This is a genomic window from Cellulosimicrobium protaetiae (assembly GCF_009708005.2).
GTDB classification, from domain to species: domain Bacteria; phylum Actinomycetota; class Actinomycetes; order Actinomycetales; family Cellulomonadaceae; genus Cellulosimicrobium; species Cellulosimicrobium protaetiae.
The window spans coordinates 2526410-2552959 of sequence record NZ_CP052757.1 but is presented as its reverse complement, the minus strand read 5'-3'; the positions used below and the strand labels follow the sequence as shown (position 1 = coordinate 2552959).

At 74.3% G+C, this 26550-nt stretch carries 20 protein-coding genes; 7 read left to right on the top strand and 13 right to left on the bottom strand.

What is annotated here, in order from left to right; translation table 11 throughout:
* Positions 1-65: 65 nt before the first annotated feature.
* The 5 genes from helR to FIC82_RS10770 form a co-directional block, all read right to left on the bottom strand.
* Complete coding sequence (gene helR, locus FIC82_RS10790) at positions 66-2333, bottom strand: RNA polymerase recycling motor ATPase HelR (RefSeq protein ID WP_154800123.1); 2268 nt, start codon at positions 2331-2333, stop codon at positions 66-68.
* Positions 2334-2600: 267 nt separating this feature from the next.
* Positions 2601-3593 carry a siderophore-interacting protein gene (locus FIC82_RS10785; protein WP_168731747.1) on the bottom strand — a complete coding sequence of 331 codons (993 nt, stop codon included), beginning with the start codon at positions 3591-3593 and terminating at the stop codon, positions 2601-2603.
* A gap of 80 nt (positions 3594-3673) precedes the next feature.
* A complete protein-coding gene (locus FIC82_RS10780; RefSeq protein ID WP_269808393.1) occupies positions 3674-5878 on the bottom strand; it encodes an iron ABC transporter permease in 2205 nt (734 codons plus the stop codon).
* 82 nt (positions 5879-5960) lie between these two features.
* Entirely contained in the window at positions 5961-6959 is a 999-nt protein-coding gene (locus FIC82_RS10775) for an ABC transporter substrate-binding protein (RefSeq protein WP_154798547.1), read from the bottom strand.
* 119 nt (positions 6960-7078) lie between these two features.
* Positions 7079-7939 (bottom strand): ABC transporter ATP-binding protein, encoded by an 861-nt coding sequence (locus tag FIC82_RS10770; RefSeq protein WP_168731746.1) that lies wholly within the window; start codon positions 7937-7939, stop codon positions 7079-7081.
* 150 nt (positions 7940-8089) lie between these two features.
* Here FIC82_RS10770 and FIC82_RS10765 point away from each other — a divergent pair, with 150 nt between their 5' ends.
* Positions 8090-8860, top strand: a complete 771-nt coding sequence (locus FIC82_RS10765) for an alpha/beta fold hydrolase (RefSeq protein ID WP_253691043.1) — start codon at positions 8090-8092, stop codon at positions 8858-8860.
* A 9-nt stretch (positions 8861-8869) separates the two neighbouring features.
* Here FIC82_RS10765 and FIC82_RS10760 read toward each other — a convergent pair whose 3' ends face one another.
* The gene (locus tag FIC82_RS10760) at positions 8870-11089 is read right to left on the bottom strand and encodes a HelD family protein (RefSeq protein WP_253691041.1); all 2220 of its coding nucleotides are present in this window, start codon (positions 11087-11089) and stop codon (positions 8870-8872) included.
* Between the two features lie 102 nt (positions 11090-11191).
* The gene (locus FIC82_RS10755) at positions 11192-12073 is read right to left on the bottom strand and encodes a TrmH family RNA methyltransferase (RefSeq protein WP_168731745.1); all 882 of its coding nucleotides are present in this window, start codon (positions 12071-12073) and stop codon (positions 11192-11194) included.
* Positions 12074-12160: 87 nt separating this feature from the next.
* Here FIC82_RS10755 and FIC82_RS10750 point away from each other — a divergent pair, with 87 nt between their 5' ends.
* The 6 genes from FIC82_RS10750 to FIC82_RS10725 all read left to right on the top strand — a co-directional run bounded on the left by FIC82_RS10750 (position 12161) and on the right by FIC82_RS10725 (position 18753).
* Positions 12161-12412, top strand: a complete 252-nt coding sequence (locus FIC82_RS10750; RefSeq protein WP_154798546.1) for a type II toxin-antitoxin system Phd/YefM family antitoxin — start codon at positions 12161-12163, stop codon at positions 12410-12412.
* On the top strand, positions 12409-12822 hold the full coding sequence (locus FIC82_RS10745; RefSeq protein ID WP_168731744.1) for a type II toxin-antitoxin system VapC family toxin: 414 nt from the start codon (positions 12409-12411) through the stop codon (positions 12820-12822). Before FIC82_RS10750 ends, FIC82_RS10745 begins: the two co-directional genes overlap by 4 nt.
* A 70-nt stretch (positions 12823-12892) precedes the next feature.
* Positions 12893-15805, top strand: coding sequence for a cation-translocating P-type ATPase (locus tag FIC82_RS10740; RefSeq protein ID WP_154798545.1), 2913 nt, complete (start codon positions 12893-12895; stop codon positions 15803-15805).
* A gap of 206 nt (positions 15806-16011) precedes the next feature.
* The gene (locus FIC82_RS10735; RefSeq protein ID WP_154798544.1) at positions 16012-17778 is read left to right on the top strand and encodes an FAD-dependent oxidoreductase; all 1767 of its coding nucleotides are present in this window, start codon (positions 16012-16014) and stop codon (positions 17776-17778) included.
* The gene (locus FIC82_RS10730; protein ID WP_154798543.1) at positions 17775-18134 is read left to right on the top strand and encodes a rhodanese-like domain-containing protein; all 360 of its coding nucleotides are present in this window, start codon (positions 17775-17777) and stop codon (positions 18132-18134) included. The genes FIC82_RS10735 and FIC82_RS10730 overlap by 4 nt, the downstream gene beginning before the upstream one ends.
* A 346-nt stretch (positions 18135-18480) precedes the next feature.
* On the top strand, positions 18481-18753 hold the full coding sequence (locus FIC82_RS10725) for a metal-sensitive transcriptional regulator (protein WP_168731743.1): 273 nt from the start codon (positions 18481-18483) through the stop codon (positions 18751-18753).
* 99 nt (positions 18754-18852) lie between these two features.
* On the opposite strand, the gene FIC82_RS10720 is transcribed toward FIC82_RS10725, so the two are convergent.
* The 6 genes from FIC82_RS10720 to FIC82_RS10695 all read right to left on the bottom strand — a co-directional run bounded on the left by FIC82_RS10720 (position 18853) and on the right by FIC82_RS10695 (position 26543).
* Positions 18853-20964, bottom strand: coding sequence for an ABC transporter ATP-binding protein (locus FIC82_RS10720; RefSeq protein WP_154798542.1), 2112 nt, complete (start codon positions 20962-20964; stop codon positions 18853-18855).
* Complete coding sequence (locus FIC82_RS10715) at positions 20961-22694, bottom strand: ABC transporter ATP-binding protein (protein WP_154798541.1); 1734 nt, start codon at positions 22692-22694, stop codon at positions 20961-20963. Before FIC82_RS10715 ends, FIC82_RS10720 begins: the two co-directional genes overlap by 4 nt.
* 125 nt (positions 22695-22819) lie before the next feature.
* Positions 22820-23596: a TetR/AcrR family transcriptional regulator gene (locus FIC82_RS20850; protein WP_216609895.1), complete on the bottom strand. Its 777-nt coding sequence runs from the start codon at positions 23594-23596 to the stop codon at positions 22820-22822.
* Positions 23597-23820: 224 nt separating this feature from the next.
* The gene (locus tag FIC82_RS10705) at positions 23821-25131 is read right to left on the bottom strand and encodes an SPFH domain-containing protein (RefSeq protein WP_154798540.1); all 1311 of its coding nucleotides are present in this window, start codon (positions 25129-25131) and stop codon (positions 23821-23823) included.
* Between the two features lie 73 nt (positions 25132-25204).
* A complete protein-coding gene (locus tag FIC82_RS10700) occupies positions 25205-25681 on the bottom strand; it encodes an NfeD family protein (RefSeq protein ID WP_336240030.1) in 477 nt (158 codons plus the stop codon).
* A gap of 73 nt (positions 25682-25754) precedes the next feature.
* Entirely contained in the window at positions 25755-26543 is a 789-nt protein-coding gene (locus FIC82_RS10695; protein WP_154798539.1) for an ABC transporter ATP-binding protein, read from the bottom strand.
* Positions 26544-26550: the final 7 nt, after the last annotated feature.

The following is a 26550-nucleotide window of genomic DNA, read 5'->3' as shown; positions in this document are numbered from 1 at the left end:
GAGCACGACATGAAGGTCGCCACAGGCTTCTCGACGACCTTCATGTCGTGCTCGGCGGGAGATCGTCAGCGTTCGAGGACGACGAGCCGCTGCGTCGCGCGCGTCATCGCGACGTAGCGGTCCACGGCACCCTCGATGCCGTCGCCGAACGTCTGCGGGTCCACGAGCACGACGAGGTCGAACTCGAGGCCCTTCGCCGTCTCGGGCGTGAGCACCCGCACGCGCGACGCCCCGTCCTCGCCGAGCCTCGCCACGATCGGCTCGGTCGACGCCGCGGCGAACCCCGCGCCGCCGATCACGCAGACCGTGCCCTCGGCGTGCTCGGCGAGCCAGCCGTCGAGCACCCCGTCGAGGTCCGCGACCGCCCCGTAGGCGACCGGCACGCCCGTGCTGCGCACCGACGTCGGGACGTTGGCGTCCGGGAGCGCGGCCCGGATGACGGGCTCCGCCGCCGCCATGACCTCCTGCGGCGTGCGGTAGTTGACGCTCAGCGACGCCTCCTCGACCCGGTCGAACCCGACGCGCGCGAGCCGCTCACACCAGCCCTCCGCGAACCCGTGGCGGGCCTGGGCCCGGTCCCCCACCACCGTGACGCTGCGCGACGGGCACCGGCTCAGCACCATCCGCCACTCCGCGTCGGTGAGCTCCTGCGCCTCGTCGACGACGACGTGCGCGAACGGCCCCGCGAGGCGGTCGGGCGTGGCCGTCACGAGCGCGCCGTCGTCGACGAGCGCGTCGCGCAGGTCCTGCCCCTTGAGCATCGTCATCACCTGGAGCTCGCTGTCGTCGGACGCGACGAGGTGGTCGACGACGTCGTCCATGCGGGCGCGCTCGGCCGCCACCGCGGCCTCGTTGCGGCGACGGCGGCGCGACGCCTCGGGGTCGCCCAGGCGCTGTCGCGCGGCGTCGAGCAGCGGCAGGTCCGCCGTCGTCCACGCCTGGGCGTCCGCACGCTGGAGCGTGCGCACCTGCTCGGGCGTGAGCGACGGCGCGCACAGGCGCAGGTAGGCGGGCACCGACCACAGGTCGGCCACGAGGTCGGTGGCCTCGACGAGCGGCCACGCGCGGTCGAACGCGGCGCCGAGCGCGCGGTGGCTCCGCAGGGAGCGGCGCACGTCGTCGGCCGACAGGTCCCCGGCGTCCTCCACGTCTCCCTCGCCCACCGTCTTGTCCACGAGGATCTCGACGAGAGCGGCCCAGACGTCGTCGCGCGCCTCGTTGTGCGGGGTGCCGGGGTCCACGGACTCGAACGCCTCCGCCCAGTCCGCGGTGGACAGCCAGACGTCCGCCCACGGTGTCTCGACCTCCATGCCCTCGGCCGGCGGTCGCTCGGAGAAGCGCACGGCCGGCTCGATCGCGGCGACGAGGGCGGCGGACGCCTTGAGCCGGGCCGCCTCGGGGTCCGTCTCCTCGCGCGCCGCCGCACCCTCCGGGACGAGGTCGCGCAGCGTGCAGGTCTGCACGCCCTCCTCGCCGAGCCCGGGCAGCACGTCGGCGACGTACGAGAGGTACGGGCGGCTCGGCCCGACGACGAGCACGCCCCCGTGCGCGCCGCCCACCTGGGGGTCGGCGTAGAGCAGGTAGGCGGCGCGGTGCAGCGCCACGACGGTCTTGCCCGTGCCCGGGCCGCCGTCGACGACGAGCGCGCCCCGCGAGCCCGCGCGCACGATCGCGTCCTGGTCCGCCTGGATCGTGCCGAGCACGTCGCGCATGCGCGGCGACCGGCCCGCCCCGAGGCTCGCGACGAACGCCGACTGGTCGTCGAGCGCCGCGCCCGACCCCGCGCCGTCGGGCACGAGCTCCTCGTCCCAGTAGTCGGTGACGCGGCCGCGCGTCCACCGGTAGCGGCGGCGCGCCGCGAGGCCGAGGGGGTGAGCGGGTGTCGCGGCGAAGTACGGCTCCGCGGCGGGCGAGCGCCAGTCGACGAGCAGCCGCTCCCCCGCCGGGTCCGTGAGGCCCACGCGGCCCACGTAGACGGGAGCGGAGCCGTCGGCGAAGGTCATGCGGCCCAGGCACAGGTCGACGCCGTAGCGCTGGAGCAGCCGCAGACGGCCGCTGAGCCGGTGGATCTCCTGGTCGCGCTCGAGGGCCTCGGTCCCACTGCCGCCCGGCGCACGCCGAGCCGCGTCGAGGCGCTGCGCGAGGTCGGCGGCGGAGTGCTCGAGGCTCGCCGCGATCGCGGCGAAGTGGCGCTCGTCGGCAGCGATTAGCACGGGGTCGGCCTTCGCGGCCAGGCGGTCGGGAAGGTCGAAGACCCCCGGGACGCGCAGGTCCGGACGGGGGGTCGGGTCGGTCGTGCGGTCGGCGGTCACGGGGGCGTCGGGCAACGTCATCAGCTCCGGTCCGAGGTCGAGCGGGACGGCGCGGACCGACGACGGACCGCGCACGAACGGAGATTCTGCGCCCCCCGGGGGGCCTTGCCGCAAGACCCCCCGTGCGCTATACCTTGGAAAGGGAGGCCGGTCGGCCTCCCTTTGTCGTTCCCGTCCTCGACCCGACCAGGGTCGGACCCGCGCGGTCGCGACGGCGCGCCCAGATGCGAGACGTGGCCCCTCACCGTGCTCGGTGGGGGGCCACGTCTCGCGTCTCGTGCAGGCGGGTCAGCTCTCGGCGCGGCCCTCGCGCCAGTAGCCCATGAACGCGACGGCGCGGCGGTCGACGCCGAGCTCGGCGACGAGGTGGCGCCGCAGCGTCTTGATCGCGCTCGCCTCGCCCGCGAGCCATGCGTACAGGACGGTGTCCTCCTCGAGCAGCCCGGGTACCTCCCAGAGGATCGACGCGTCGACGTCGACGTCCTCCAGGTCCTCCGCGGTGCGGCACTGGGCGGGTGGGTCCGTCCCGAGGACGCCCGCACCGAGGATGCGCTCGGCGGCCTCCTTGACGGCGGGCACCAGGCGCGCGCCGTGGGCGTCGTGCGACCCGCCGGGGACGTCGTCGCGGGCCAGGAAGGTCACACGGACGCCGGGGGGCGTGACGAGGTCGCGCGCGTCGCCGACGTGCGGCACCTCGACGTAGACCTCGCCCCACGCGTTTGCGGGCAGGTCCTCGCAGATCGCGGCGATCGCGGGCAGGGCGGTCTCGTCGCCCGCGAGCAGGAGCGCGTGCGGACGGGTCGGGGGGCGGAACTCGATGCCGCCGACCGGGCCGTCGAACGTCGCGTCCGGGCCGAGCAGGACGAGTGGCGTGCCGACCTCGGCGGCCAGCGCCCAGCGCGAGGCGGGGCCGGCGTCACCGTGCAGGACGACGTCGACGTCGACCTCGCGCACCTCTGGACGCACCGCGACGGTCGTGTACGTGCGCAGCGGGTTGCGCCGCTCCTCGGGCTGGTCGCGCCACGCGGCGTACCAGGACTCGGCGTCGCGCACGAGGTGCTCGTAGCCGCCGTCGGGCGCGGGCAGGACGAACTTGATCCGCACGTCGAGGCCGGGGTCGCCGAAGAGGTCGAGCTCCGGGCCGGTGAACGTGAACCGGCGGAAGCTCGGCGTGAGCTGCTCGACGCGCGCCACCTCGACGTCGAAGAAGCGCCACGGAGCGGTCGCCCGGGCGACGGGACGACGGGCACGGGCGTTGGGTGCGGCGACGGACTGACTCACACAGGTGAGGCTAACCTACGCGCCCTCGGCGGGGTCAACCCGTCCGGGCCCCGGACCCGCCCCCCGGCGCGTGAGACGCGTCACGCGCCCCGGCCGCGGCTGCGCCACAGGAGGTAGACGAAGTACGGGGCGCCGAGCAGCGCGGTGCCGAGGCCCGCGGGGATCTGCTCGGGGGCGATGACGACGCGCCCGAGCGTGTCCGCGACGGACACCAGGAGCGCGCCGAGCAGCATCGCGACAGGGACGACCCGGCCGTGCCGCGCGCCGACCAGCGCCCGCGCGGCGTGCGGCGCGACGAGGCCCACGAACGCGAGCGCCCCGATCGCGCACACGGCCGCGGCCGTGAGCAGCGCCGCGACGCCGAGCAGGAGCAGGCGCGTGCGGTCGAGCGCGACCCCGAGGACGCGCGGGGTGTCGTCGTCGAGTGCCAGGACGTCGAGGTCGCGCCGGAACACGGCGGTGAGCGGGGTGAGCACCAGGAGCGCGAGCGCGACGGGGATGAGCTGCTCGAGCGTGCGCCCGTACGTCGAGCCGGAGAGCCACGTGAGCGCGAGGTTCACGTCCCACGGCGCGACGACGACCACGAGGAGGGTGATGAGCGCCATGACCCCGGCCTGCGCGCCGATGCCGATGAGCACGAGCCGGTCCGAGCTGAGACCGCCACGGTAGGAGAGCCCGTAGACGAGGCCGAACACCGCGAACGCCCCGACGGCCGCGGCGGCGGACATGGGCCAGATCCCGACGCCGGGGACGAGGAGGATCATCGTCACGGCGCCGAGCCCGGCGCCCGACGTCACGCCGAGCAGGCTGGGCTCGGCGAGCGGGTTGCGGCACACGGCCTGGACGATCGTGCCGGCGAGCGCGAGCGCGGCGCCGGCGAGCAGGGCGGCGAGCACGCGCGGGAAGCGCTGGTCGAGGACGAACGTCACGTGGCGACCGGCGACGCCGTTCCACCAGTTCGCCACGTCGCCGAGCAGCACCACCCGGTCGCCGAGCAGCAGGCCCGCGACGGCGGCCGCGGCGACCGCGAGCGACAGCACGACGACGACCACGAGCACGGCCCGCCGCGAGCGCGGGCGGCTGAGCGCGCCGTGCGCGCCGCGCGACGACGCCGGCCCGGAGTCGCGCAGGCGCCGCGCGAGCCAGATGAGGAGGATCGCGCCGAGGACGGTCGTGACGATGCCGGTCGGCACCGCGATCGACAGCGTGCCCGGGAGCAGCAGGCGCAGCAGCACGTCCGCGCCGAGGACGACGATCACCCCGACGACCGCCGCGAACGGCAGGAGCAGCACGTGCCGCCCGAGCCCGGGCACGCGCCGCGCGACGAGCCGCGCCACGACGGGCGCCGCGAGACCGACGAACCCGACGGGACCGGCGACGGTGACCGCGATCGACGCCAGGAGGACGGCGACGAGCACCGAGACGACGCGCGTGCGGCGCACGTCGACGCCGAGGACGGTCGCGGCGTCGTCCCCGAGCCCGAGGAGGTCGAGGCGGCGCGAGAGGAGCAGGGCGGCGAGGACGCCCACGACGACGACCGGCGTCGCCATCGTGACGGTGCGCGTGCCCGACTGCACGATGGACCCGCTCCCCCACGCGAACAGGCCGAGGGTCTCCTGCTCGAACAGCACGAGCAGGACCATCGTCAGCGAGTGCAGCGCGAGCATGATCGCCGACCCGGCGAGCACGAGGCGCGTCGGGCCGTCGGCGCCGCCGCGCGCGAGGACGAGCACGAGACCGGCCGCGGCGAGACCGCCGAGGAACGCGAGGCCGCCCTGGAGGTAGAACGGGATCGAGATGCCGAACGCCGCCACGACCACGACCGTGAGGTAGGCGCCCGCGTTGACCGCGAGGGTGTCCGGGGACGCGAGCGGGTTGCGCGCGACCGACTGGAGCACGGCACCGGCGACGCCGAGCGCGACGCCGAGCAGCAGCCCCGCGAGGAGCCGCGGCACGCGCGAGGCGACGAGGACGGCGACCGTCTGGTCGACGCCGTCGCCCCCGGTCGCCAGCCGCAGCAGGTCGAGCGGGCCGACGTCGGCCGTGCCCTGCGTGAGGTGCACCGCGGCGAGCACCGCCGCGACCACGACCGCGACGACGAACACCCCCGCGATCCCGAGGCGCGACGTCCGCACGCGCGGCGCGGCCGCCGTCGGGTCGCTGGTCGCGCCGTCCCTCGCTCCCCCGTCACCGGTCGCGCCCGGCGCCGGGACGACGGCCGGAGCCGGGTCCTCCAGGAGGAGGGTGTCCGGCTCCGCCGTCGTGCGCGGCTCGCGCCGCGTCACGATGTCCTCGTCAGCACAGTGGTTCTCGTCAGCCTTCTCGTCGTCCCGGTGCGGTCACGCCCGGTGGTGGTGCGGACCGGTGTCAGGACGCCGTGAGGACCTCGACGACCGCGTCGGCGTAGGCCGCCGCGGACAGCGGGCCGCCGAACATCCAGATGCCGTCGGGCAGACGGTGCACGTTCCCGGCCGTGACGAACGGGAGCTGCTCCCACACGGCGTTGCCGGCGAGGCCGTCCGTGAACGGGTTCGCCTCCGACTCGCTCGCGACGTAGAGGAACTGCACGTCGCCGAGCTGGGTCAGGCCCTCGACGTCGGTCTGCGCGAGGCCGTAGTCGGGGTCGCCGCCCTCGGTCCACGCGTTGACGAGGCCGATCTCCTCGCCGATCGCGCCGAAGAACGAGCCCGGCGTGTACATGCGGATCGAGACGGCGCCGTTGGTGACCCAGCCGTCCGCCATGGTGAAGTCGGCCCCGGCGAGGCCCGCCTCGTCCAGCGCCGTCGTGGCCTCGGCGATCTTCGCGTCGTAGGTCTCGAGCGCGGCGGCGGCCTCGTCCTCACGGCCCGTGACGGTGCCGAGCGTCTCGACCGTGGAGCGCATGTAGCCGATCGGGTCCTCGCCGTCGGAGCCGCGCAGCGCGAGCACGGGCGCGACCTCCTCGATCTGGGCGATGACGTTCTCCGGCAGGTCGGTCGTCGTGACGACGAGGTCCGGCTCGAGCGCGGAGATCGCGTCGAGGCTGGGCTCGCCGCGCGTGCCGACGTCGGGGGTGCTCGCGTCGATCGGCGCGACCGTGTCCCACGTGTTGTAGCCCTCGACGTCCGCCTGGCCGACGGGCTCGACGCCCAGTGCCACGAGGTTCTCCGTGAGGCCCCACTCGAGCGAGACGATGTCGGTCGCCGGGGCGTCGAGCGTGACCTCGCCGCGCTCGTCGGTGACGGTGACGGGGCCAGCAGCCGTGTCGGTCGTCGCCTCGGCGTCGTCGGCGGTCGCGGGGTCCTCGGTCGTGCCGCACGCGGTGAGCGCGAGCGCCGTGGCGAGCGCGAGGGCGCCCGCGGCGAGGGAACGGGTGGTCGAGCGCATGGGTGTCCTTCGGTTTCTGTCGGTGCCCGGGCCGTGCTCCGTCGGTGCGGGGCCGGTGGCCGCGCGTCGGGGCCGGGCGGTGGGTCGGTGCGGGTTGGTCGAGAGGTGGTGCGGTGGTGTCAGGCGAGGACGGCCGCGTCGAGGCGCGCCGCGTGCCGCCCGAGCGGCTCGCAGCACGTGCGCCCCGTGAGGGGGTGCGTGTAGACGTCGACGTGGATGCCGTAGACCTCGGTGAGGAGCTCCGACGTCAGGACGGTGTCGGCCGGCCCCGTGGCGCGCACGACGCCCGAGTGGAGCAGGACGACGTGGTCGGCGACGGCGGCCGCCTGGTTGAGGTCGTGCAGCACGACGCCGACGGCCACGCCGTGCTCCGTCGCGAGGTCGCGCACCAGGTCGAGCAGCTCGACCTGGTAGCGCAGGTCGAGGTACGTCGTCGGCTCGTCGAGCAGGAGCACCTGCGTGTCCTGCGCGAGGCACGTCGCGAGCCACACGCGCTGGAGCTCGCCGCCCGACAGCTCGTCGACGCCGCGGTCGGCCATCGTCGTGATGCCCGTGACGTCCATGGCGTGCGCGATCGCGCGCGGGCCGTCGGGGTCGTTGGAGCGGAACCGGCCGCGGTAGGGGTGGCGCCCGTACGCGACGACGTCGCGCACGCTCACGCCCGACGGCGTGGGCCGGCTCTGCGACAGGAGCGTCACGCGCCGCGCGAAGTCCTTGGGGTGCAGGGCGAGCGCGTCGGTCGCATCGTCGAGCGCGACGGTCCCGGAGTCGGGGCGGTGCAGGCGCGCGAGCGAGCGCAGGAGCGTCGACTTGCCCGAGCCGTTGGGGCCGATCAGTGCCGTGACGGCTCCCGGCGCGAGCTCGAGCGCGGCGCCGTGCACGACGGTGCGCGCGTCGTAGGACAGCCGCAGGTCGTGCCCGGCGAGCGCCGGGGCGGCGGGCGCCCCGGTCGGGCTCGGGACAACTGAGGTTCCACTCACATAGGTGAGGCTAATCTATGGCGCCGGGTCCGAACCAGCCCCCGGCCGTCGTGTGACGGGGTTCACCGGGCGCCGTCGTCCGTGGGCCAGGGGACTGCGGGTCGGGTGGGCGCCCTCGCACCGTCCCGCCCGGCGCGCCATGCTGGGGCGATGGCCCAGCCCCTCGGTCGAGCCCCGCGCCCGGACGTCCGCCACCGCGGCACGGAGCGCGACGCAGCGAGCACCCGGAGGCCCACAGGTGGGCTCCACCTGCGCGCCCGCGCGGTGGACTACGCGTACGTCGCCGCGCGCCAGGTCGCGGCGGTCCGGCACCGACGCCGCCCCGTCCCGACGGGGACGGGCGTGCGCGGGACCGCCGTCCTGCTCCCCGGGGTGCTCGAGACGTGGCACCTGCTCACCTCCGTCGCCGAGGCTCTCGCGGCGGCCGGGTACCGCGTCCTCGCGGTGCCCGGCCTCGGGTACAACCGGCGCCCCTTCGCCGAGGGCGCGCGACTCGCCGCGCGCTTCCTCGAGGAGGCGGACCTGCGCGACGTCGTGCTCGTCGCCCACAGCAAGGGTGGCCTCGTCGGCAAGAGCGTCATGCTCTCCCCCGCCGGCCCGCGGGTCGCCGGCATGGTCGCGGTCGCGACCCCCTTCAGCGGCTCGCGGTACGCCCGCTACCTCGTCGGCCGCACGCTGCGCGCGTTCTCCCCCCGGGACGCGGCGCTCCTCGCGCTCGCTGCCGAGCGCGACGTGGACGCGCGCATCACGGCCGTGTACCCGCGCTTCGACCCGCACATCCCCGAGACGGGCCGGATCGAGGGCGGCCGGAACGTCGAGCTGCCCCTCGCGGGGCACTTCCTGCCCCTGGGCGACCCGACGCTCGTCGAGGTCGTCGCGCGGGAGGTCGACCGGTTCGCCCGGTCGCCCTCCCGCGACTGAGCGGGAGCGTCAGCCGGGCCCGGACGGCGCGCCCACGGTGACGCGCGCGAGCTCCTGCGTGCACCGGGTCATCGCGACGTACAGCCCGTTCCAGCCCCGCGGCTCCGCCGCGATGCCGTCCGGGTCGACGACGACGACCGCGTCCCACTCGAGCCCCTTCGCCTCCGACGTGCTGAGGACGGGGACGCCGCCCACGGCGGCACCCAGGTGCCCGAGCCGGTCGCGCGGTGCCACGACCCCGACGGAACCGCCGTCGTAGCGCTCCGCGAGGCGCGCGACCTCGGCCGCGACCGCCGCGCCCAGGGTCGCGTCCGAGGCACCGTCGGGCACGACGACGTCGCGCGGCGCGACCCCCGCGTCGCGCACCGCACGGGGCGGCGCGTTGCGGCTGCCCGCCGCGCGCAGCACCGGCCCGACGAGCCCCATGACCTCGCGGGGCGTGCGGTAGCAGATCGTCAGGTCAGCGCGGTGCCAGCGCTCCCCGAAGACCGGGCCGACGACGTCCGCCCAGTCCGTGTGGCGGTGCGGCGCCTCGGTCTGGTCGACGTCCCCGACGGCGGTCACCGAACGCGTCGGGCAACGGCGCAGCACCATGTGCCACTGCATGGGCGAGAGCTCCTGCGCCTCGTCGACCACGACGTGCCCGTACACCCAGTCGCGGCGCGTCGCCGCGCGCTGCGCGAGGAACTCGCCCTGCTCGCCGGGGGTGTCCGGGGTGCCCAGCGCGTCGGCGAGCGCGTCGAGGAGCGGGACGTCGCTCGGCGCGAGCGCGGCAGGCTCGCCCGTCACACGGCCGACCTCGTCGGGTGAGAGCTCGGGCGCGTGACGCGCGAGGAGGGCGGCGTCCCCCAGCAGGTCCGCGAGCGCCGTGCGGGCGTCGACGACGGGCCACCACGCGTCGAGGACCGCCGTGAACCCGACGTCGTGCGCGAGGTCGCCGTGGAGCCGGTCGAGGTCGTCGTCCGTGAGCTCGCCGTCGACGTCACCGCCGCGCGCGCCGGTCGTCGGGGCGCGGTCGTCGCGCGCGGCGAGCCCGGCGTCGAGCTTTCCGAGCACGTCCTCGAACCCCTCCTCGACGCGTTCGAGCAGCTCCGCGTGCCGCGCCGCGGCCTCGTCGACGAGCGCGTCGAGCAGGATGTCCACGGCCCGACGCCGAGCCGCGAGCACGCTGCGACCGCCCGCCCGGGCGGCCCGCAGGACCTCGCCGACCCGTGCCGCGTCGAGCGTGAGCGGCTCGCCGTCGAGGCGCACCGTGAGCGCCCGCGCGTCCGGGACGAGGGCGTCGGCGTACCGGGCGACGACGTCCTGCCACAGCGCGCGGCCCTTGAGCTCGGCCACGTCCCGGCCCTCGTCACGCTCGGGCGCGACGCCCGGGACGAGCGCGTCGCACGTGGCCGACACGACCGCCGTCTCGCCGAGCGCGGGCAGCACCTGGGCGACGTACTCGAGGAACCGCGACGACGGGCCGAGCAGGAGCACGCCCCGCTCCGCGAGGTGCGGATGCGTGAACAGCAGGTACGCGACGCGGTGCAGCGCGACGACCGTCTTGCCCGTCCCCGGGCCGCCCTGCACGACGAGCGTCTGCTCGGCCGGTGCGCGCACGATCGCGTCCTGCTCGACCTGAAGGGTCGCGACCGCGGTGCCCATGCGGCCCGTGCGCCGCTCGGACAGGGCGGCCAGCAGCGCGCCCTCGCCGACGAGGCCGTCCTCGCCGTCGAGCCCGGCCGCCGACCCGTCGAGCGGCTCGTCGTCGACACCGGTGACGCGGTCGCCCGCGGTCCGCACGTGCCGGCGCCGCGCGAGGCCCTGGGGCTCGCGCGCGGTCGCGGTGTAGAACGCGCGGGCGCCCGGGGCACGCCAGTCGAGCACGAGCGGGTCGGCGTCGTCGTCGGACGCGGCGATGCCGACGCGCCCGACGTGGCGCGTGACCCCCTCGACGGTGTCGACGCGGCCGAAGACGAGCCCGCTCTCCGCGCGCTCGAGCTCGGTGCGCCGACGACGCAGCCCGGCCCGGCGGGAGCGCTCGACGACGTCCTCGGCACCGGGACGGTCCGGGTCGGTGGGCCCGGAAAGCTGGTCGTCCAGGTCGGCGAGAAGCTGGGCGCGACGCACGAGCGCGGCGTCGAGATGCTGCTGCTCCTCGGCGACGGCGTGCGTCGCGGCGTCGGAGGGAGCGGCGGCGTGGGACGGAGCGGTGTCAGACAGGGACGGGGACGGCTGGACCGGCACGGAACCTCTTCTCGTACGACGTACGGACACGGGCCGAACGCACCGTGCCGCCCGATTGTTCCCGGAGGCAGGGCGTCGTCTCCGAGACAGGGCGCGCCGCGGTCAGGGCACGCGCGTCGCCCAGAACGCCACCGCCGACGCCGCGGCGACGTTGAGCGAGTCCACTCCTCCGGCCATGGGGATCGTCACGACTCGGTCCGCCGCCTCGATCGCACCGCGCGAGAGCCCGTCACCCTCGGTGCCGAGCACGAGCGCGAGCCGCTCGGGCGGGTCGGCGACGACGGCGTCGAGGCTCACCGCGTCGTCGGCGAGCGCGAGCGCGGCGACGACGAAGCCCTCGTCGCGCAGCACGTCCAGCCCGCCCGGCCAGGTCTCGAACCGCGTCCAGGGCACCTGGAACACCGTGCCCATGCTCACCCGCACCGAGCGCCGGTACAGCGGGTCGGAGCAGCGCGGCGAGACGAGCACGGCGTCCACCCCGAGCGCGGCGGCCGACCGGAAGATCGCGCCGACGTTCGTGTGGTCCACGATGTCCTCCAGGACCGCGACGCGGCGTGCCCCCGTACCGCCGCGGGCCGCCGCGAGCAGGTCGTGGACGGGATCCAGCGGCGGGCGGTGCATCGCCGCGAGCGCGCCGCGGTGCAGGTGGAACCCGGTGATCGCCTCGAGCACGTCGGGCGCGCCGACGTAGACCGGGACCTGCTCGCCGGTCCCGCCGGGGGCGTCGTCGACCGGCAGGGTGGCGATGTCCTCGGCGAGGTCGTCGAGCCAGCGCTCGGCCATGAGGAACGACCGCGGCCGGTGCCCCGCGGCGAGCGCGCGGCGGATGACGGTCGAGCTCTCGGCGATGTAGAGGCCCTTCTCCGGCTCGTGCTTGGACCGCAGCGCGACGTCGGTCAGGCGGTTGTAGTCCGCGAGGCGGTCGTCGGCGGGGTCGGTGACGTGCACGACCCGCAGGTCGAGCCGGGTGCTGGTGTCGCTCACGCGTCGATTCTCCCAGCACCGCCACGAGTCTTGGCCGCCTTCCGCATTCTGTCTAGACTGTCCAGACAGGACACGCGGGAGGTTCGCATGAGCTGGCAGGTGCAGGACGCGAAGCAACGCCTCAGCGAGGTCTTGAGAGAAGCCGAGAACGGTCCGCAGGTCATCACCCGGCACGGCAAGGAGATCGCGGTCGTCGTCGGCATCGACCTCTACCACGAGCTTGCGGGGATCCGCGTGGAGCTCGCCGACTACCTCCTCCAGGCGCCCACGACAGACGGCCTCGAGATCGTCCGCGACCGGACTCCGATGCGTGAGCTCGATCTCGGGATCGACGCGTGAGGTACCTGCTCGACACGAACGTCGTCTCCGAGCTCGTACGACCCCGCGTGGACCAGCAGGTCGTCGCCTGGCTCCGCGGGCTCCGGACCCATCAGATCCACCTCTCGGTGCTGACCATCGGCGAGATCCGCACAGGTGTCCAGCGCCTCGTGTCCCGCGATGCCGCACGGGCAGCCACACTCGAGACGTGGGTCCATGGTCTCGAGGAGACGTACGGGGACCGCATCCTCCCCGTGACGCTCGAGATCGCGCAGCGATGGCCTGCCGTGCACGCGGCGCGCCCGCTGCCCGTCGTCGATGCACTGCTCGCGGCGACCGCGCTCGCCCACGGGCTCACGGTGGCGACGCGGAACACCAAGGACTTCGTCGACAGCGGCGTTCCCGTCGTGAACCCGTTCTCCTCGCCCTGACCGGTGACGTGGTGTGGCTCACGGTCCTTCGTCTCTCGCGCGATGCGGTCATCGGGGGTCGAATAGGGGCATGGGATCCGCGCCGGACGCTGCACCGACCCCCGCCACGACCGTCTCTCCCACGGCCGAGCGACCGCTCGACGCGCCGTGGTCGCGCCCTCCCGAGGAGGTCCTCGCCGAGCTGGGCACGGACGCGGGTGGCCTCTCGAACGCCGACGCCGCGGCGCGGCTCGCGGAGGTGGGCCCCAACCGGCTGCCCCCGCCGGAGCGCGACCCGCTGTGGAAGCGGATCCTCGTCCACTTCGACGACATCCTCATCTACATCCTGCTCGTCTCCGCGGTGCTCAAGGCGATCCTGGGCGACTGGGTCGACTTCACGGTGATCCTCGCGGTCGCGGTCATCAACGCGGCCATCGGCTTCATCCAGGAGGGTCGCGCGGAGAGCGCGCTGGAGGGCATCCGCAACATGCTCTCGGTCAACGCGGAGGTCCGGCGCGACGGCGCGTGGGCGCGCGTGGACGCCGACGACGTCGTACCGGGCGACGTCGTGCGGGTGCGCTCGGGCGACCGCGTCCCCGCGGACGTGCGACTGATCCAGGCGACGAACCTGCGCGTCGAGGAGTCGGCGCTCACGGGCGAGTCCGTCGCGGCGGCCAAGAAGGTCGACGCGGTCGGGGCGGACGCGGGCGTGGGCGACCGGTCGAGCATGCTCTTCTCGAGCACGCTCGTGGCGGCGGGCCAGGGCGTCGGGGTCGTCACCGCGACGGGGACGGCGACGGAGATCGGCCGGATCCAGACGATGATCTCGGAGGTCCGCAGCCTCGCGACGCCGCTCACGCGTCAGCTCGACCGCTTCGGCAAGCTGCTCGCGGTGCTCATCCTCGGCATGGCCGTCGTCATGGTGATCATCGGCCGCGTCGTGCACGACTTCTCCGTGCCCGAGCTGATCTCGGCGTCGATCGGCTTCGCGGTCGCCGCGGTGCCGGAGGGCCTGCCCGCGCTCGTGACGATCACGCTGGCGCTCGGCGTGCAGCAGATGGCCCGCCGCCGCGCGATCACGCGCAAGCTGCCCGCGGTCGAGACCCTCGGGTCCGTCACGACGATCTGCTCGGACAAGACGGGCACGCTCACCAAGAACGAGATGACCGCGCGTACGGTCCGCACGGGCGGACGGACGTTCGAGGTCGCGGGCGCGGGGTACGCGCCCGTGGGGGACGTGACCGTGCCCGACGACGCGTCTCGCCCCGGGGCGACCGGCGCACCGGGCGAGGTGGACGGCTCGGGCGACGCACCGGCGTCGGGCACGAGGCATGCGGACCTCGCCGACGACCGCGACCTCGCGGCCCTCGCGACCGTCATGATGCTCTGCAACGACGCGCGGATCGTCCCGGACGAGTCGGACGCCGACGGGTGGCGGCTCGTGGGAGAGCCGACCGAGGGCGCGCTGCGCACGCTCGGCATGAAGTCCGGCGTCGACCCGACGGGGTGGCGGCGCGTCGCCGTCGTGCCGTTCGAGTCCGAGAACAAGTTCATGGCGACGCTCGACGCCGACCCCGACGGCGGTCTGCACGTGCACGTCAAGGGCGCCCCGGACCGCGTGCTCGACCGCTGCACGACCCAGGTGGGCGAGGACGGTGGCACCGGGCCGCTCGACCGCGCGTTCTGGGAGACGCAGATCGACGCGCTCGGCGGGCGTGGGCTGCGCGTGCTCGCCGCCGCGCGGCGGACTGCAGCCGACGGCACCGACGACCTCGACGTGGACGACGTCGCGGACGGGCTCGAGCTGTGCGGGCTCGTCGGGATCGTCGACCCGCCGCGGCCGGAGGCGATCGACGCCATCGCCGAGTGCCGCGACGCCGGCATCCGCGTGAAGATGATCACCGGCGACCACGCGGGCACCGCGCTCGCGATCGGCCGCGAGATGGGCATCGTCGACCCCGACGACGGCACCGGGGAGAACGCCGCACCGGCCGTCCTCACGGGGCCGGAGCTCGAGGAGATGAGCACGGAGCGGCTGCGCCAGGTGGTGCGCGACGTCGACGTGTACGCGCGCACGAGCCCCGAGCACAAGATCCGCATCGTGTCCGCGCTCCAGTCGCACGGCGAGGTCGTCGCCATGACGGGCGACGGCGTCAACGACGCCCCCGCGCTCACCCAGGCGGACGTCGGCGTCGCGATGGGCATCAAGGGCACGGAGGCGACCAAGGAGGCCGCGGAGGTCGTGCTCGCGGACGACAACTTCGCGACCATCGAGCGGGCCGTGAAGGAGGGGCGGCGGATCTACGACAACATCCGCAAGTCCGTCCTCTTCCTCCTGCCGACCAACGGCGCGCAGTCGCTCGTCATCCTCGTCGCGGTCCTGTTCGGCCTCACGCTGCCGCTCCAGCCGGTCCAGGTCCTGTGGATCAACATGATCACCGCCGTCACGCTCTCCCTCGCGCTCGCGTACGAGAGGGCGGAGCCCGACGTCATGCGCCGCGCCCCGCGCGACCCGAAGGCGTCGATCCTCGACGGCGCGTACGTGCGGCGCGTCCTGCTCGTCTCGCTGATCATCGGCGGCGCGACGATCCTGCTGTTCTACGTCGAGCGGGCGCAGGGCGTCCCGCTCGCCGAGGCGCAGACGACCGCCGTGACGATGCTCGCGCTCGGCCAGCTCGCGTACCTGTTCAACTGCCGCTTCCTCGACCGGTCGAGCCTCACGCTCGACGTGCTGCGGGGGAACCGCGTCGTCTGGGTCTCGGCGGTCACGCTCCTCGCGCTCCAGGCCGTGTTCGTCTACGCGCCGTTCATGCACACCTGGTTCGACTCGGCACCCATCGCGCTGTCGGAGTGGGGCAAGACCCTCGGCCTCGCGGTCGTCGTGTTCCTGCTCGTCGAGGTGATCAAGTGGGTCGGCCGGCGCTGGACCGCGCGCGACCACGTGCCGACGCTCGTCGAGCGCCACCCGAGCCCCGCCGTCGGCCGCCGCGACGACCAGGGGTGAGACGAGCGAACACGACCCTCCGCTGCAGCGGCGCCCACACCCGCAGGGAGTCGGTGCCGGTCTCGACGGCACGGGCGTGCGCCTCCCGGGTGTCAGGGCTGTCTGGTCGGCAGCGGGTGCCACGCCGGCCACCCGGGGCGCCCCGTGACCGACCTCTCAGCCGGTCGACTTGCCCGAGGTGATACCCCCCGGGGTATCTTCGACCCATGATCCTCTCGCCCTCCGGCCCGACGACCCACCCGTCCGACTCCGACGGGGCGCGTCGCATCGTCGTCGTCGGCGGCGTCGCGGGCGGCATGAGCGCCGCCGCGCGCGCCCGCCGCCTCGACGAGCACGCGTCGATCGTCGTGCTCGAGCAGTCCGACCACGTCTCGTTCGCGGGCTGCGGCCTGCCGTACCAGGTGTCGGGCGAGATCGCCGAGCGCGACGCCCTCCTGCTGCACACCCCGGCGTCGCTCCGCGCGAGCCTCGACCTCGACGTCCGGACCCGGCACCGCGTCACCGCGATCGACCGCACCGCGCGCACGGTCACCGTCGCGGCCGACGGCGGGACCTACGAGCTCGCCTACGACGCGCTCCTCCTGGCGCCGGGCGCGACGACCGTGCTCCCGCCGGTCGAGGGCCTCGACCACCCGGCGGTGCACACGCTGCGGACGATCGCGGACCTCGACGCGCTCGCCGAGCGGCTCGCCGGCCTCGAGGCCGAGGTCGTGGCAGGGCGCACCGCCCCGGTGCGGGTCGTCGTCGTGGGCGCGGGGTTCATCGGCCTGGAGGCGGTGGAGGCGCTCGTCGCGCGCGGGCTCGTGGTCGACGTCGTCGAGCGCGCCCACCAGGTCCTCCCGCCGCTCGAGCCCGACCTCGCGCCGCTGCTCGCGGACGAGCTGCGCGACCACGGCGTCGGGCTCCACCTCGGGACGTCCGCGACCTCCGTCGTGGCCCGGCGCGCCGGCGCGGACCACGCCGTCGCGCTCGAGCTCGCCGACGGCACGGTGCTCGACGCGGACGTCGTGCTCGTGAGCGTCGGGGTGCGGCCCGCGAGCGACCTCGCCGCGGCCGCGGGGCTCGCGCTCGGCGAGCGCGGCGCGATCCGCGTCGACGCCGACCAGCGCACGTCCGACCCGCACGTGTGGGCCGTCGGCGACGCCGTCGAGGTCGTGCACGCCGTGACGGGGGCGACCGGCCCGGTTCCGCTCGCCGGGCCGGCCAACCGCCAGGGCCGGCGTGCCGCCGACGCGATGCTGGGCCGTCGGACGACGCCGCAGGCGCCCGTGCTCGGCACCGCGATCGTGCGCGTGTTCGGTCTGACCGCCGCCGTGACCGGGCCGAGCCACACGACGCTCGCCGCTGCCGGGATCGCGCACGAGCAGGTCCGCGTGCACGCGGCGCACCACGCGGGCTGGTTCCCCGGGGCCGAGCCCGTGCACGTGACGGCGAGCTTCGCGCCCGACGGCCGCCTGCTCGGCGCGCAGGCCGTCGGCCGCGCCGGGGTGGACAAGCGCATCGACGTCCTGGCGACCGCGCTGCGCGCCGGGTTCACCGCGGACGACCTCGCCGAGCTCGAGCTCGCGTACGCGCCGCCGTACGGCGCGGCCAAGGACGTCGTGAACATGCTCGGGTTCGTCGCGCAGAACGTGCTCGACGGCACCATGCCGCAGTGGAACGCGGCCGACCTCGACGAGGTCGCCGCGAGGTCGCTCGTGCTCGACGTCCGGTCGCGCGCCGAGCACGCGGGTGGCCACCTCGACGGCGCCCTCAACGTCCCGCACACCGAGCTGCGCGAGCGGCTCGACGAGGTGCGCGCCGCGGCAGCGGGCCGGCCCGTCGCCGTGCACTGCGCGAGCGGCGTGCGCTCCTACCTCGCTACCCGCATCCTGCTCGCCGCCGGGCTCGACGCACGCAACATCTCCGGCGGCTGGCTCACCCTGACCACGACGCCGCGCGCCGCGAACGCCCTCGAAGGAGTCCCCGCATGATCGACCGCCTCCGCCGCCTGTTCTCCCGCTCCGCCGACGACGGCGGCGTCCGCCCCACGGTCGACGCCGCGACGGCCGTGCAGCTCGTCCGGGACGGCGCGACGCTCCTCGACGTGCGCGAGCGCGACGAGTGGCGCGCCGGGCACGCACCCCAGGCCGTGCACGTGCCGCTCGCCGACGTCCCGACCGCCGGGCCGCGGCGCCTCAAGGACGGCGCGACCGTCGTCGTCGTGTGCGCGTCCGGGATGCGCTCGCGCACCGCGGCCCGCCAGCTCCGCTCCCTCGGCTACGCCGCGACGAGCCTGTCCGGCGGGATCGGCGCGTGGCAGGCCGCAGGCGGCACCGTGCGACGCTGATACCGAGCACGGCGGCACCACGACGGGGGCCACCCGTCGACCACCGCGCTGACATCCGTGACAACCCGACCCCAAGACAGACAGCCCCCGAGAACCCGAGGAGACACCATGTGTAGTCCCGCCCTGTGCCGCGCGTGCGGCAAGACCACCTGGACCGGATGCGGCCTGCATGCCGACGAGGTCATGGCCGAGGTGCCACCCGAGCAGCGCTGCACCTGCGCCTGACAGCCGCCCGCGGCTCACCCCGCACGCCGAGCACCTCGGCAGGCCGCCGCCGTGGACGGCACGACGAACACCCGGACACAACACCGCGACGCAACACCGACACGAACGCAGGAGATCACCCGTGGAGCTCGACCGCACCGACATGGACAAGGTCGTCAACCGGCTCAAGCGCGCCCAGGGCCAGCTCGCGGCCGTCGTGCGCATGATCGACGAGGGGCGGGACTGCGAGGACGTCGTCACTCAGCTCTCGGCCGTGTCGCGCGCGCTCGACCGCGCGGGCTTCGCGATCATCGCGTCCGGTATGCGCCAGTGCCTCACCGAGCCGTCCGAGGACGGCGCGGACCCGACCCTCGACGTGGCGAAGCTCGAGAAGCTGTTCCTCTCGCTCGCCTGAGCGCCTGAGCTCCCGCACCGTCCACCGCGGACCCTGGTCGTCCCGCACCCGGCCCGCGCCGGCCCACCTCTCGGGTGGACCGGCGCGGGCCGAGCCGTGTCAGTCGCCCGCCGGCCGCCCCGCGGGGGCCGCGGCGGCGTCCACCGCGTCCTCCGCCTCGGCCCCGACTGGCGCCACGAACTGGCTCTCGTACAGGCGCGCGTACGCGCCGCCCGCCGCGAGCAGGTCGTCGTGCGAGCCCTGCTCGACGATCGTGCCGTGCTCCATGACGAGGATCGTGTCGGCGTCGCGGATCGTCGACAGGCGGTGCGCGATCACGAACGACGTGCGGCCCTCGCGCAGCGCGTTCATCGCCTGCTGCACGAGCACCTCCGTGCGCGTGTCGACCGAGCTCGTCGCCTCGTCGAGCACGAGGATCGCCGGGTCGGCGAGGAACGCGCGCGCGATCGTGAGGAGCTGCTTCTCCCCCGCGCTCACGCTCGACCCCTCGTCGTCGATCACCGTCGCGTAGCCGTCGGGCAGCGTGCGCACGAACGGGTCGACGTGCGTCGCGCGCGTCGCCGCGAGGAACTCCTCCTCGCCCACCTCGCGCCCGTCGCGGACGCCGTAGCGCAGGTTCTCCTCGATCGTGCCCTGGAAGAGCCACGTGTCCTGGAGGACCATCCCGATGTCGGAGCGCAGGTCGTCGCGCGTCATGTCGCGCGTGTCCACGCCGTCGAGCGTGATCCGGCCCGAGTCCACGTCGTAGAACCGCATGAGCAAGTTGACGAGCGTGGTCTTGCCCGCGCCCGTAGGCCCGACGATCGCGATCGTCTGGCCAGGCTCCACGACGAGGTCGAGGTGCTCGATGAGCGGCGTGTCGGGGCTGTAGGAGAACGACACGTCGTCGAACGCGACGCGGCCGCGCACCGGGGCGACCGTCTGCGCGGGCGACGGGTCCGGCGTCTGCTCCTCGGCGTCGAGCAGGTCGTAGACCCGCTCGGCCGACGCGACGCCCGACTGGAGCAGGTTCATCATCGACGCGATCTGCGTGATGGGCTGCGTGAACTGGCGCGAGTACTGGATGAACGCCTGCACGTCGCCGAGCGTCATGGTGCCCGACGCGACCCGCAGGCCGCCGACCACGGCGACGATCACGTAGTTGAGGTTCGCCACGAACCCCATCGCCGGCTGGATGGTGCCGGAGATGAACTGCGCCTTGAAGCTCGCGTCGTACAGGGCGCCGTTCTCGCGCTCGAAGTCGTCGATCGCGGCCTGCTGGTGACCGTAGACCTTGACCAGCGTGTGGCCGGTGTACATCTCCTCGATGTGGGCGTTGAGACGCCCCGTGGCGGCCCACTGCTGGATGAACTGCGGCTGCGAGCGCTTCGCGATCTGCGCCGTGATGATCACGGACAGGGGCACCGTCACGAGCGCGACGACCGCGAGCAGCGGCGAGATCCAGAACATCACGCCGAGCACGCCGACCACGGTGAGCACCGACGTCACGAGCTGCGACAGCGTCTGCGTGAGCGTCTGGGAGATGTTGTCGATGTCGTTCGTCACGCGCGAGAGGATCTCGCCGCGCGCGTTGCGGTCGAAGTACGACAGCGGGAGGCGCCCGAGCTTGGCCTGCACCTCGCCGCGCAGGCGGTAGACGGTGCGCTGCACGACGATCGCCGTGATGCGCCCCTGGAGCCACCCGAACAGGAACGAGCCGACGTAGACGGCAAGCACCCACGCCAGCACGGTCGCGAGGGCCGTGAAGTCGATGCCCTCGCCGGGGACGAGGCCGGGAACGCCGGAGACGAGGTCCGCGATCTGGTCCTGTCCCTGGGCGCGCAGCGCGTCGACGGCCTGGGCCTGCGTCACGCCCGCGGGGAGCTGGGAGCCGACGACGCCGGCAAAGATGATGTTCGTCGCGTTGCCGAGGAGCTTGGGGCCGGCGACCGCGAGCGCGACCGACACCACGCCGAGGATCACGACGGCGACGATCGGCACGCGCTCGGGCCGCAGCGACGCCGCGAACCGGCGCAGCGAGCCTTTGAAGTCGAGCGCCTTCTCCCCGGGCATCCCCATGCCGCCCATGGGGCCGCCGCCACCGCCGCGCGGCCGTCCGGCCAGGCGTGTCGACGCGACGTCGTTCTTCGCGGCGGGCGCGTCGGTGCCCGGTGCGGTCGCGTCCGGGCCCGACGGCGCGGGCGTGCGCGGGGCGTCCTGCTCGCCGCTCATGCTGCCTCCTCGATCGAGAGCTGGGAGTAGACGATCTCCTGGTACGTCTCGTTGGACTCGAGGAGCTCGGCGTGCGTGCCGCGGCCGACGATGCGGCCGTGGTCGAGCACGAGGATCTGGTCGGCGCCGCGGATCGTCGCGACGCGCTGCGCGACGACGATCACCGTGGACTGCCGGGTGCGGGGCGCGAGGGCCGCGCGCAGGCGCGCGTCGGTCGCGTAGTCGAGCGCGGAGAACGAGTCGTCGAACAGGTAGACCGCGGGCTCGCGCACGATCGCGCGGGCGATGGCGAGCCGTTGGCGCTGACCGCCGGAGAAGTTCGTCCCGCCCTGCGCGACGGGTGCGTCGAGGCCGCCGTCCAGGGCCTCGACGAAGTCGCGTGCCTGGGCGACGTCGAGCGCCTCCCACATCTGCTCCTCGGTCGCGTCGGGGCGGCCGTACCGGAGGTTGTCCGCGACCGTGCCGGAGAACAGGTACGCCTTCTGCGGCACGAGGCCGAGGAGCGACCCGAGGTCCGCGCCCGTGAGGTCGCGCACGTCGGTCCCGTCGATGCGCACCGAGCCGCCCGTGACGTCGAACAGCCGCGGCACGAGGTTGAGCAGCGTCGTCTTGCCGGAGCCGGTCGAGCCGATGATCGCCGTCGTCCGTCCGGGCTCGGCCACGAACGAGACGTCGTGCAGCACGGGCTCCTCGGCGCCGGGGTAGCGGAACTCGACGCCGTCGAGCTCGACGCGCCCGGTCCGCGACGTGAGGGCGACGGGACGCTCGGGCTCGACGACCGTGGCCGTCGTGCGCAGGACGTCCGTGATGCGCTCGGCGGAGACCGCCGCGCGCGGCACCATCATGAACATCATCGTCGACATCATCACGGCCATGAGGATGTACATGAGGTAGGACAGGAACGCGGTGAGCGCACCCACCTCCATGTCGCCCGCGTCGATCTGGCGGCCGCCGAACCACAGCACCGCGATGCTCGACGCGTTCATGACGAGCATGACGGTCGGGAACATGAGCGCCATGAGCTTGCCCGCCTTGAGCGAGACGTCGAACAGGGCATCGTTCGCGACGTCGAACCGCTCGGCCTCGCGCCGCTCGCGCACGAACGCGCGGATCACGCGGATGCCCGTGATCTGCTCGCGCAGCACGGCGTTGATGCCGTCGATCTTCTTCTGCATCTGCCGGAAGTAAGGGACCATCCGCCAGATGATGAGCCCGACGCTCACGCCGAGCACGGGCACGATGACGAGGAGCAGCCCGGAGAGCTCGACGTTCTCCTGCAGGGCCATCACCACGCCGCCGACCAGCATGATCGGCGCCATGACCATGATGGTCAGGGACAGCAGCACGAGCATCTGCACCTGCTGCACGTCGTTCGTGGTGCGCGTGATGAGGGACGGCGCGCCGAACTGGCCCATCTCCTGGGCCGAGAAGCGCTGCACGTTGGTGAACAGCCCGGCACGCACGTCGCGGCCGAACGACATCGCGACCCGTGCGCCGAAGTAGACGGCCGCGACCGCGCACACGACCTGGCCCAGGCTCACGAGGAGCATGAGGCCGCCGGTGCGCATGATGTACGCGGTGTCGCCCTGCGTGACGCCTTGGTCGATGATGTCGGCGTTGAGGCTCGGCAGGTAGAGCGACGCGAGCGTCGCGACGAGCTGGAGGCCGAGAAGGATGAGGATCGGTGTCAGGTAGGGACGCAACCGCGTCCGCAGGAGGCTGACGAGCATGGGGTTCCTGTCCGGGTGGGGGCTACGGGGGCGGTCGGGCCGTGGACGATCCGGGGTGCCGGGGGCTCGATCCGGGAGCGGAGCCGGGCGAGGGCTGCCGCGAGACGTGGTCGGCCGGCGACTCGTCAGGGTGAGGGGTCGGTGGTGACGTCCGCTCCGATGCCGCCCAGGATCAGGTCGGCGAGCTGCACGGCGTCGAGCCTGTCACCGCCCGAGAGGTGCGGCAAGGCGTTTCCGAACACGAGGGAGAAGACGGCGCGGGCCGCGAGCCCCGGGCCCACGCGCAGCTCCGCGCGGTGGTCGGCGAGCCTGCGCTCGATCGCCCCGACGATCTCCCGCGCGGAGCGCTCCCGTGCGTCGAACCCCGTCCGGCGAGCGTCCGCGTCCTCCCCGGCCCGCATCCGGCGCACCGCGGCGGCGCGGTCCGCGGTGGTGCGGTCGGGCACCGCGTCCCCGTGCGGGTCGGCTCCCCGACCGGCTGAGTGGCGGTGCGGGTCGAGCACCTGGTGCGCGGCGGCGAAGATCCGCATGCCGACCCGCTGCGCCTCGAGCAGGAACTCGACGATGCTCACCACGAGCGGGCGCAGACCGTCGTCGTCCGGCAGCAGGCCGATCGCCGCGACCGCGGGCGCGGGGTCGAGCGAGCGCACGACGGCAGCGTGCAGGATCTCGTCCTTGTCGGCGAACGCGCGGAACAGCGTCCCCTCGGCGACGCCTGCCGCGTCGGCGATCTGGCGCGTCGTCACCGCCGCGCCGTGCTGGACGAGGAGCGGGATCGTCGCGGCGGCGATCGCGTCGCGACGCTCTTCTCGCGAGAGCGGGCGGGCGCGGGTGCGCTCCGCGACGGGCGGGTCCCCGGCCGACCCGGGCAGGGCGTCGTGCGGGACGGAGGCGGGTGTCACGCCACCGAGGCTAACTGAGTGAGCACTCACTCTCAACACACTCCACTCTCGGCGGAACGACCAGGCCCCCTCGTCGGCGTCCCGCGACGCGCGAGAGCCCCGCACCCAGGACGGGGCGGGGCTCTGCGGGAGCGGACAGGCGTGCCACGTGTCACCAGGTCCGCGGCGGCGACGCGACCGTCAGCGTCGCGGCACCGTCGGCCACGTGGCGTCGACCACGGGCGTCAGCGCTGAGGCGGGTACGACCGCGGCGGCTCGTCGGCAGGCGGCTCGTCCGCCGACGGCGCGTCCTCCACGGGCGGCGGCGGGGGCGCGTACTGCGACGGACCGCCCAGCGGGCGCGGGGACGCCGCGCCCGGCTCCGGCGGGGCTGCGCGATGCTCGCCGGAGCCGCCCGGGTGCTGGCCGCGCTCGGTCTGCGGGTCGAACGGCAGCCCGGAGCGCGTCCCCGCGCTCGTCGCGTCGGCGGTGGCGGCCTCGGCCTGGCGGCGTGCCTCGGCCAGCGCCTCCGACGGGTCGGTGAGCGACGGCACGCCGAACTTCACGCGGTCGCGCTCACGCTCGCGGCGCGCCTCGGCGCTCGCCTCGGCCGCCTCCGCGTCCTGGGCGGGCGTCGCGCTCGGCACCCCACCGCCGTCGATCCCCGGCACGCCGCCGAATCCCTTGGCGATGGACCCGAGCGCCGCGGTGAACTCCGTCGGCACCACCCACAGCTTGCTGGCGCTGCCGTTCGCGATCTGCGGGAGCATCTGCAGGTACTGGTAGGCGAGCAGCTTGGGGTCGGCGTCGCCCTCGTGGATGGCGTCGAACACCTGGAGGATCGCGCGCGCCTCACCCTCGGCGGTAAGGATCTTCGACTGCGCGTCACCCTCGGCCCGCAGGATCGCGGCCTGCTTCTCGCCCTCGGCCGTGAGGATCTGCGACTGCTTCACACCCTCGGCCGTGAGGATCGCGGCGCGACGGTCACGCTCGGCGCGCATCTGCTGCTCCATCGAGCCCTGCACGCTGGGCGGCGGGTCGATCGACTTGAGCTCGACGCGGTTGACGCGGATGCCCCAGCGGCCGGTCGCCTCGTCGAGGACGCCACGGAGCTGGCCGTTGATCTGGTCACGGCTCGTGAGCGTCTGCTCGAGGTCCATCGAGCCGATGACGTTGCGCAACGTCGTGACGGTGAGCTGCTCGATCGCCGTGATGTAGTTCGCGATCTCGTAGACCGCCGACTTGGGCTCGGTGACCTGGAAGTAGATCACCGTGTCGATGCTGACCACGAGGTTGTCCGACGTGATCACGGGCTGCGGCGGGAACGAGACGACCTGCTCGCGCAGGTCGACCGAGGCACGCACGCGGTCGATGAACGGCACCAGCAGGTGCAGACCCGGCTCGAGCGTGCGCGAGTACCGGCCCAGCCGCTCCACGATGATCGCGACCGCCTGCGGCACGATGCGTACCGCCTTGACGAGCGCGACGATCACGAAGATCAGGATCAGCGCGAGGACGACGTACGCGAGGATCGTTCCGGGACTGGGGTCGTTCATCGACTTCCTCCTGGTCGTCGGTCGCGCGACCGGTCGCCCGGTGGCGCGGCACGGTGCGGGTCGTGCCGGTCGGTCACGTCCCGGTCGGGTGCTGCGCGGGCAGCGGCGCAACGACGGCGGTCGCGCCGTCGATCCGGACGACGCGCACCTCCGTCCCCACGGGGATCTGCGGCGCGTCCGCCTCGGTCCGCGCGGTCCAGACCTCGCCGACGAGCTTCACGCGGCCACCGAACTCGCTCACGCGGTCGACGGCGAGCGCCGTGCGGCCGACGTGGGCCGCGACGTTGGTCTCGGTCAGCGGGACCCGCGAGCGCAGGTGCCGCAGGAGCCACGGCCGCAGCGTGAGCAGCAGGACGGCGCTCACGACCGCGAAGGCCACGATCTGGAGCCAGAGCGGCCCGCCGGCCGCGTTGACGCCGGCCGCGGCGAGCGAGCCGCCGGCCAGCATGATGAGCACGAGGTCGAGCGAGATGATCTCCACGAGACCGAGGAGCAGCGCCGCTCCGACCCACCACAGCCAGTCCATCTCGACCCCCGTTCCCACGTGCACGCTTTACGTGTACTTTACCGAATTTCCGCCCGTCGTGCACGTGCCCCGGTGCGCGTCGCCGGGGACGGCTGCGTCACACGCGGGCGGCGCGCGCCATCCAGCGTCCGCCGCCGTGCGCGACGAGCAAGGGCAGGCCGAACGCGTCGCTGAGGTTCTCGGCCGTGAGGACCTCGGCGATCGGTCCGGCGCTGTGCACCGCGCCGTCCTTGAGCAGCAGCAGGTGGGTGAAGCCCGGCGGGATCTCCTCGACGTGGTGCGTGACGAGCACGAGCACCGGCGAGGCCGGGTCGCCCGCGAGCTCCGCCAGCGCACCGACGAGCTCCTCGCGCCCGCCCAGGTCGAGACCGGCCGCGGGCTCGTCGAGCAGCAGGAGCTCCGGGTCCGTCATGAGGGCGCGGGCGATCTGGGTGCGCTTGCGCTCACCCTCCGAGAGCGTGCCGAAGGTCCGGTCCGCCAGGTGGTCGACGCCGAACGCCGCGAGCAGGTCGCCCGCCCGCTCCGCGTCGAACTCCTCGTACTCCTCGCGCCACCGGCCCGTCACGCCGTAGGCCGCGGTGAGCACGACGTCGCGCACCGTCTCGTCGCCCGGGATGCGGTCGGCCAGCGCCGCGGACGCGAGCCCGACGCGCGGTCGGAGCTCGAACACGTCCACGCGGCCGAGCCGCTCGCCGAGGACGTCCGCCGTGCCGGACGTGGGGTGCATGCGCGCGGACGCGATCTGCAGGAGCGTCGTCTTGCCGGCGCCGTTGCGCCCCAGCACGACCCACCGCTCGCCCTCGTTCACCTGCCAGTCCACCGCGTCGAGGATGGTCTTGGGGTGGCGTCGGACGGTGACGCCCTTCAGGTCGAGAACCGCGCTCATGGTCACC

Excerpts from the sequence above, each read along its gene's own strand:
- helR (WP_154800123.1), bottom strand. The coding sequence starts at position 2,333 with ATGACGTTGCCCGACGCCCCCGTGACCGCCGACCGCACGACCGACCCG.
- FIC82_RS10775 (WP_154798547.1), bottom strand. The coding sequence starts at position 6,959 with ATGCGCTCGACCACCCGTTCCCTCGCCGCGGGCGCCCTCGCGCTCGCC.
- FIC82_RS10765 (WP_253691043.1), top strand. The coding sequence starts at position 8,090 with ATGGCCCAGCCCCTCGGTCGAGCCCCGCGCCCGGACGTCCGCCACCGC.
- FIC82_RS10750 (WP_154798546.1), top strand. The coding sequence starts at position 12,161 with ATGAGCTGGCAGGTGCAGGACGCGAAGCAACGCCTCAGCGAGGTCTTG.
- FIC82_RS10740 (WP_154798545.1), top strand. The coding sequence starts at position 12,893 with ATGGGATCCGCGCCGGACGCTGCACCGACCCCCGCCACGACCGTCTCT.
- FIC82_RS10735 (WP_154798544.1), top strand. The coding sequence starts at position 16,012 with ATGATCCTCTCGCCCTCCGGCCCGACGACCCACCCGTCCGACTCCGAC.
- FIC82_RS10730 (WP_154798543.1), top strand. The coding sequence starts at position 17,775 with ATGATCGACCGCCTCCGCCGCCTGTTCTCCCGCTCCGCCGACGACGGC.
- FIC82_RS10720 (WP_154798542.1), bottom strand. The coding sequence starts at position 20,964 with ATGAGCGGCGAGCAGGACGCCCCGCGCACGCCCGCGCCGTCGGGCCCG.
- FIC82_RS10715 (WP_154798541.1), bottom strand. The coding sequence starts at position 22,694 with ATGCTCGTCAGCCTCCTGCGGACGCGGTTGCGTCCCTACCTGACACCG.
- FIC82_RS10705 (WP_154798540.1), bottom strand. The coding sequence starts at position 25,131 with ATGAACGACCCCAGTCCCGGAACGATCCTCGCGTACGTCGTCCTCGCG.
- FIC82_RS10695 (WP_154798539.1), bottom strand. The coding sequence starts at position 26,543 with ATGAGCGCGGTTCTCGACCTGAAGGGCGTCACCGTCCGACGCCACCCC.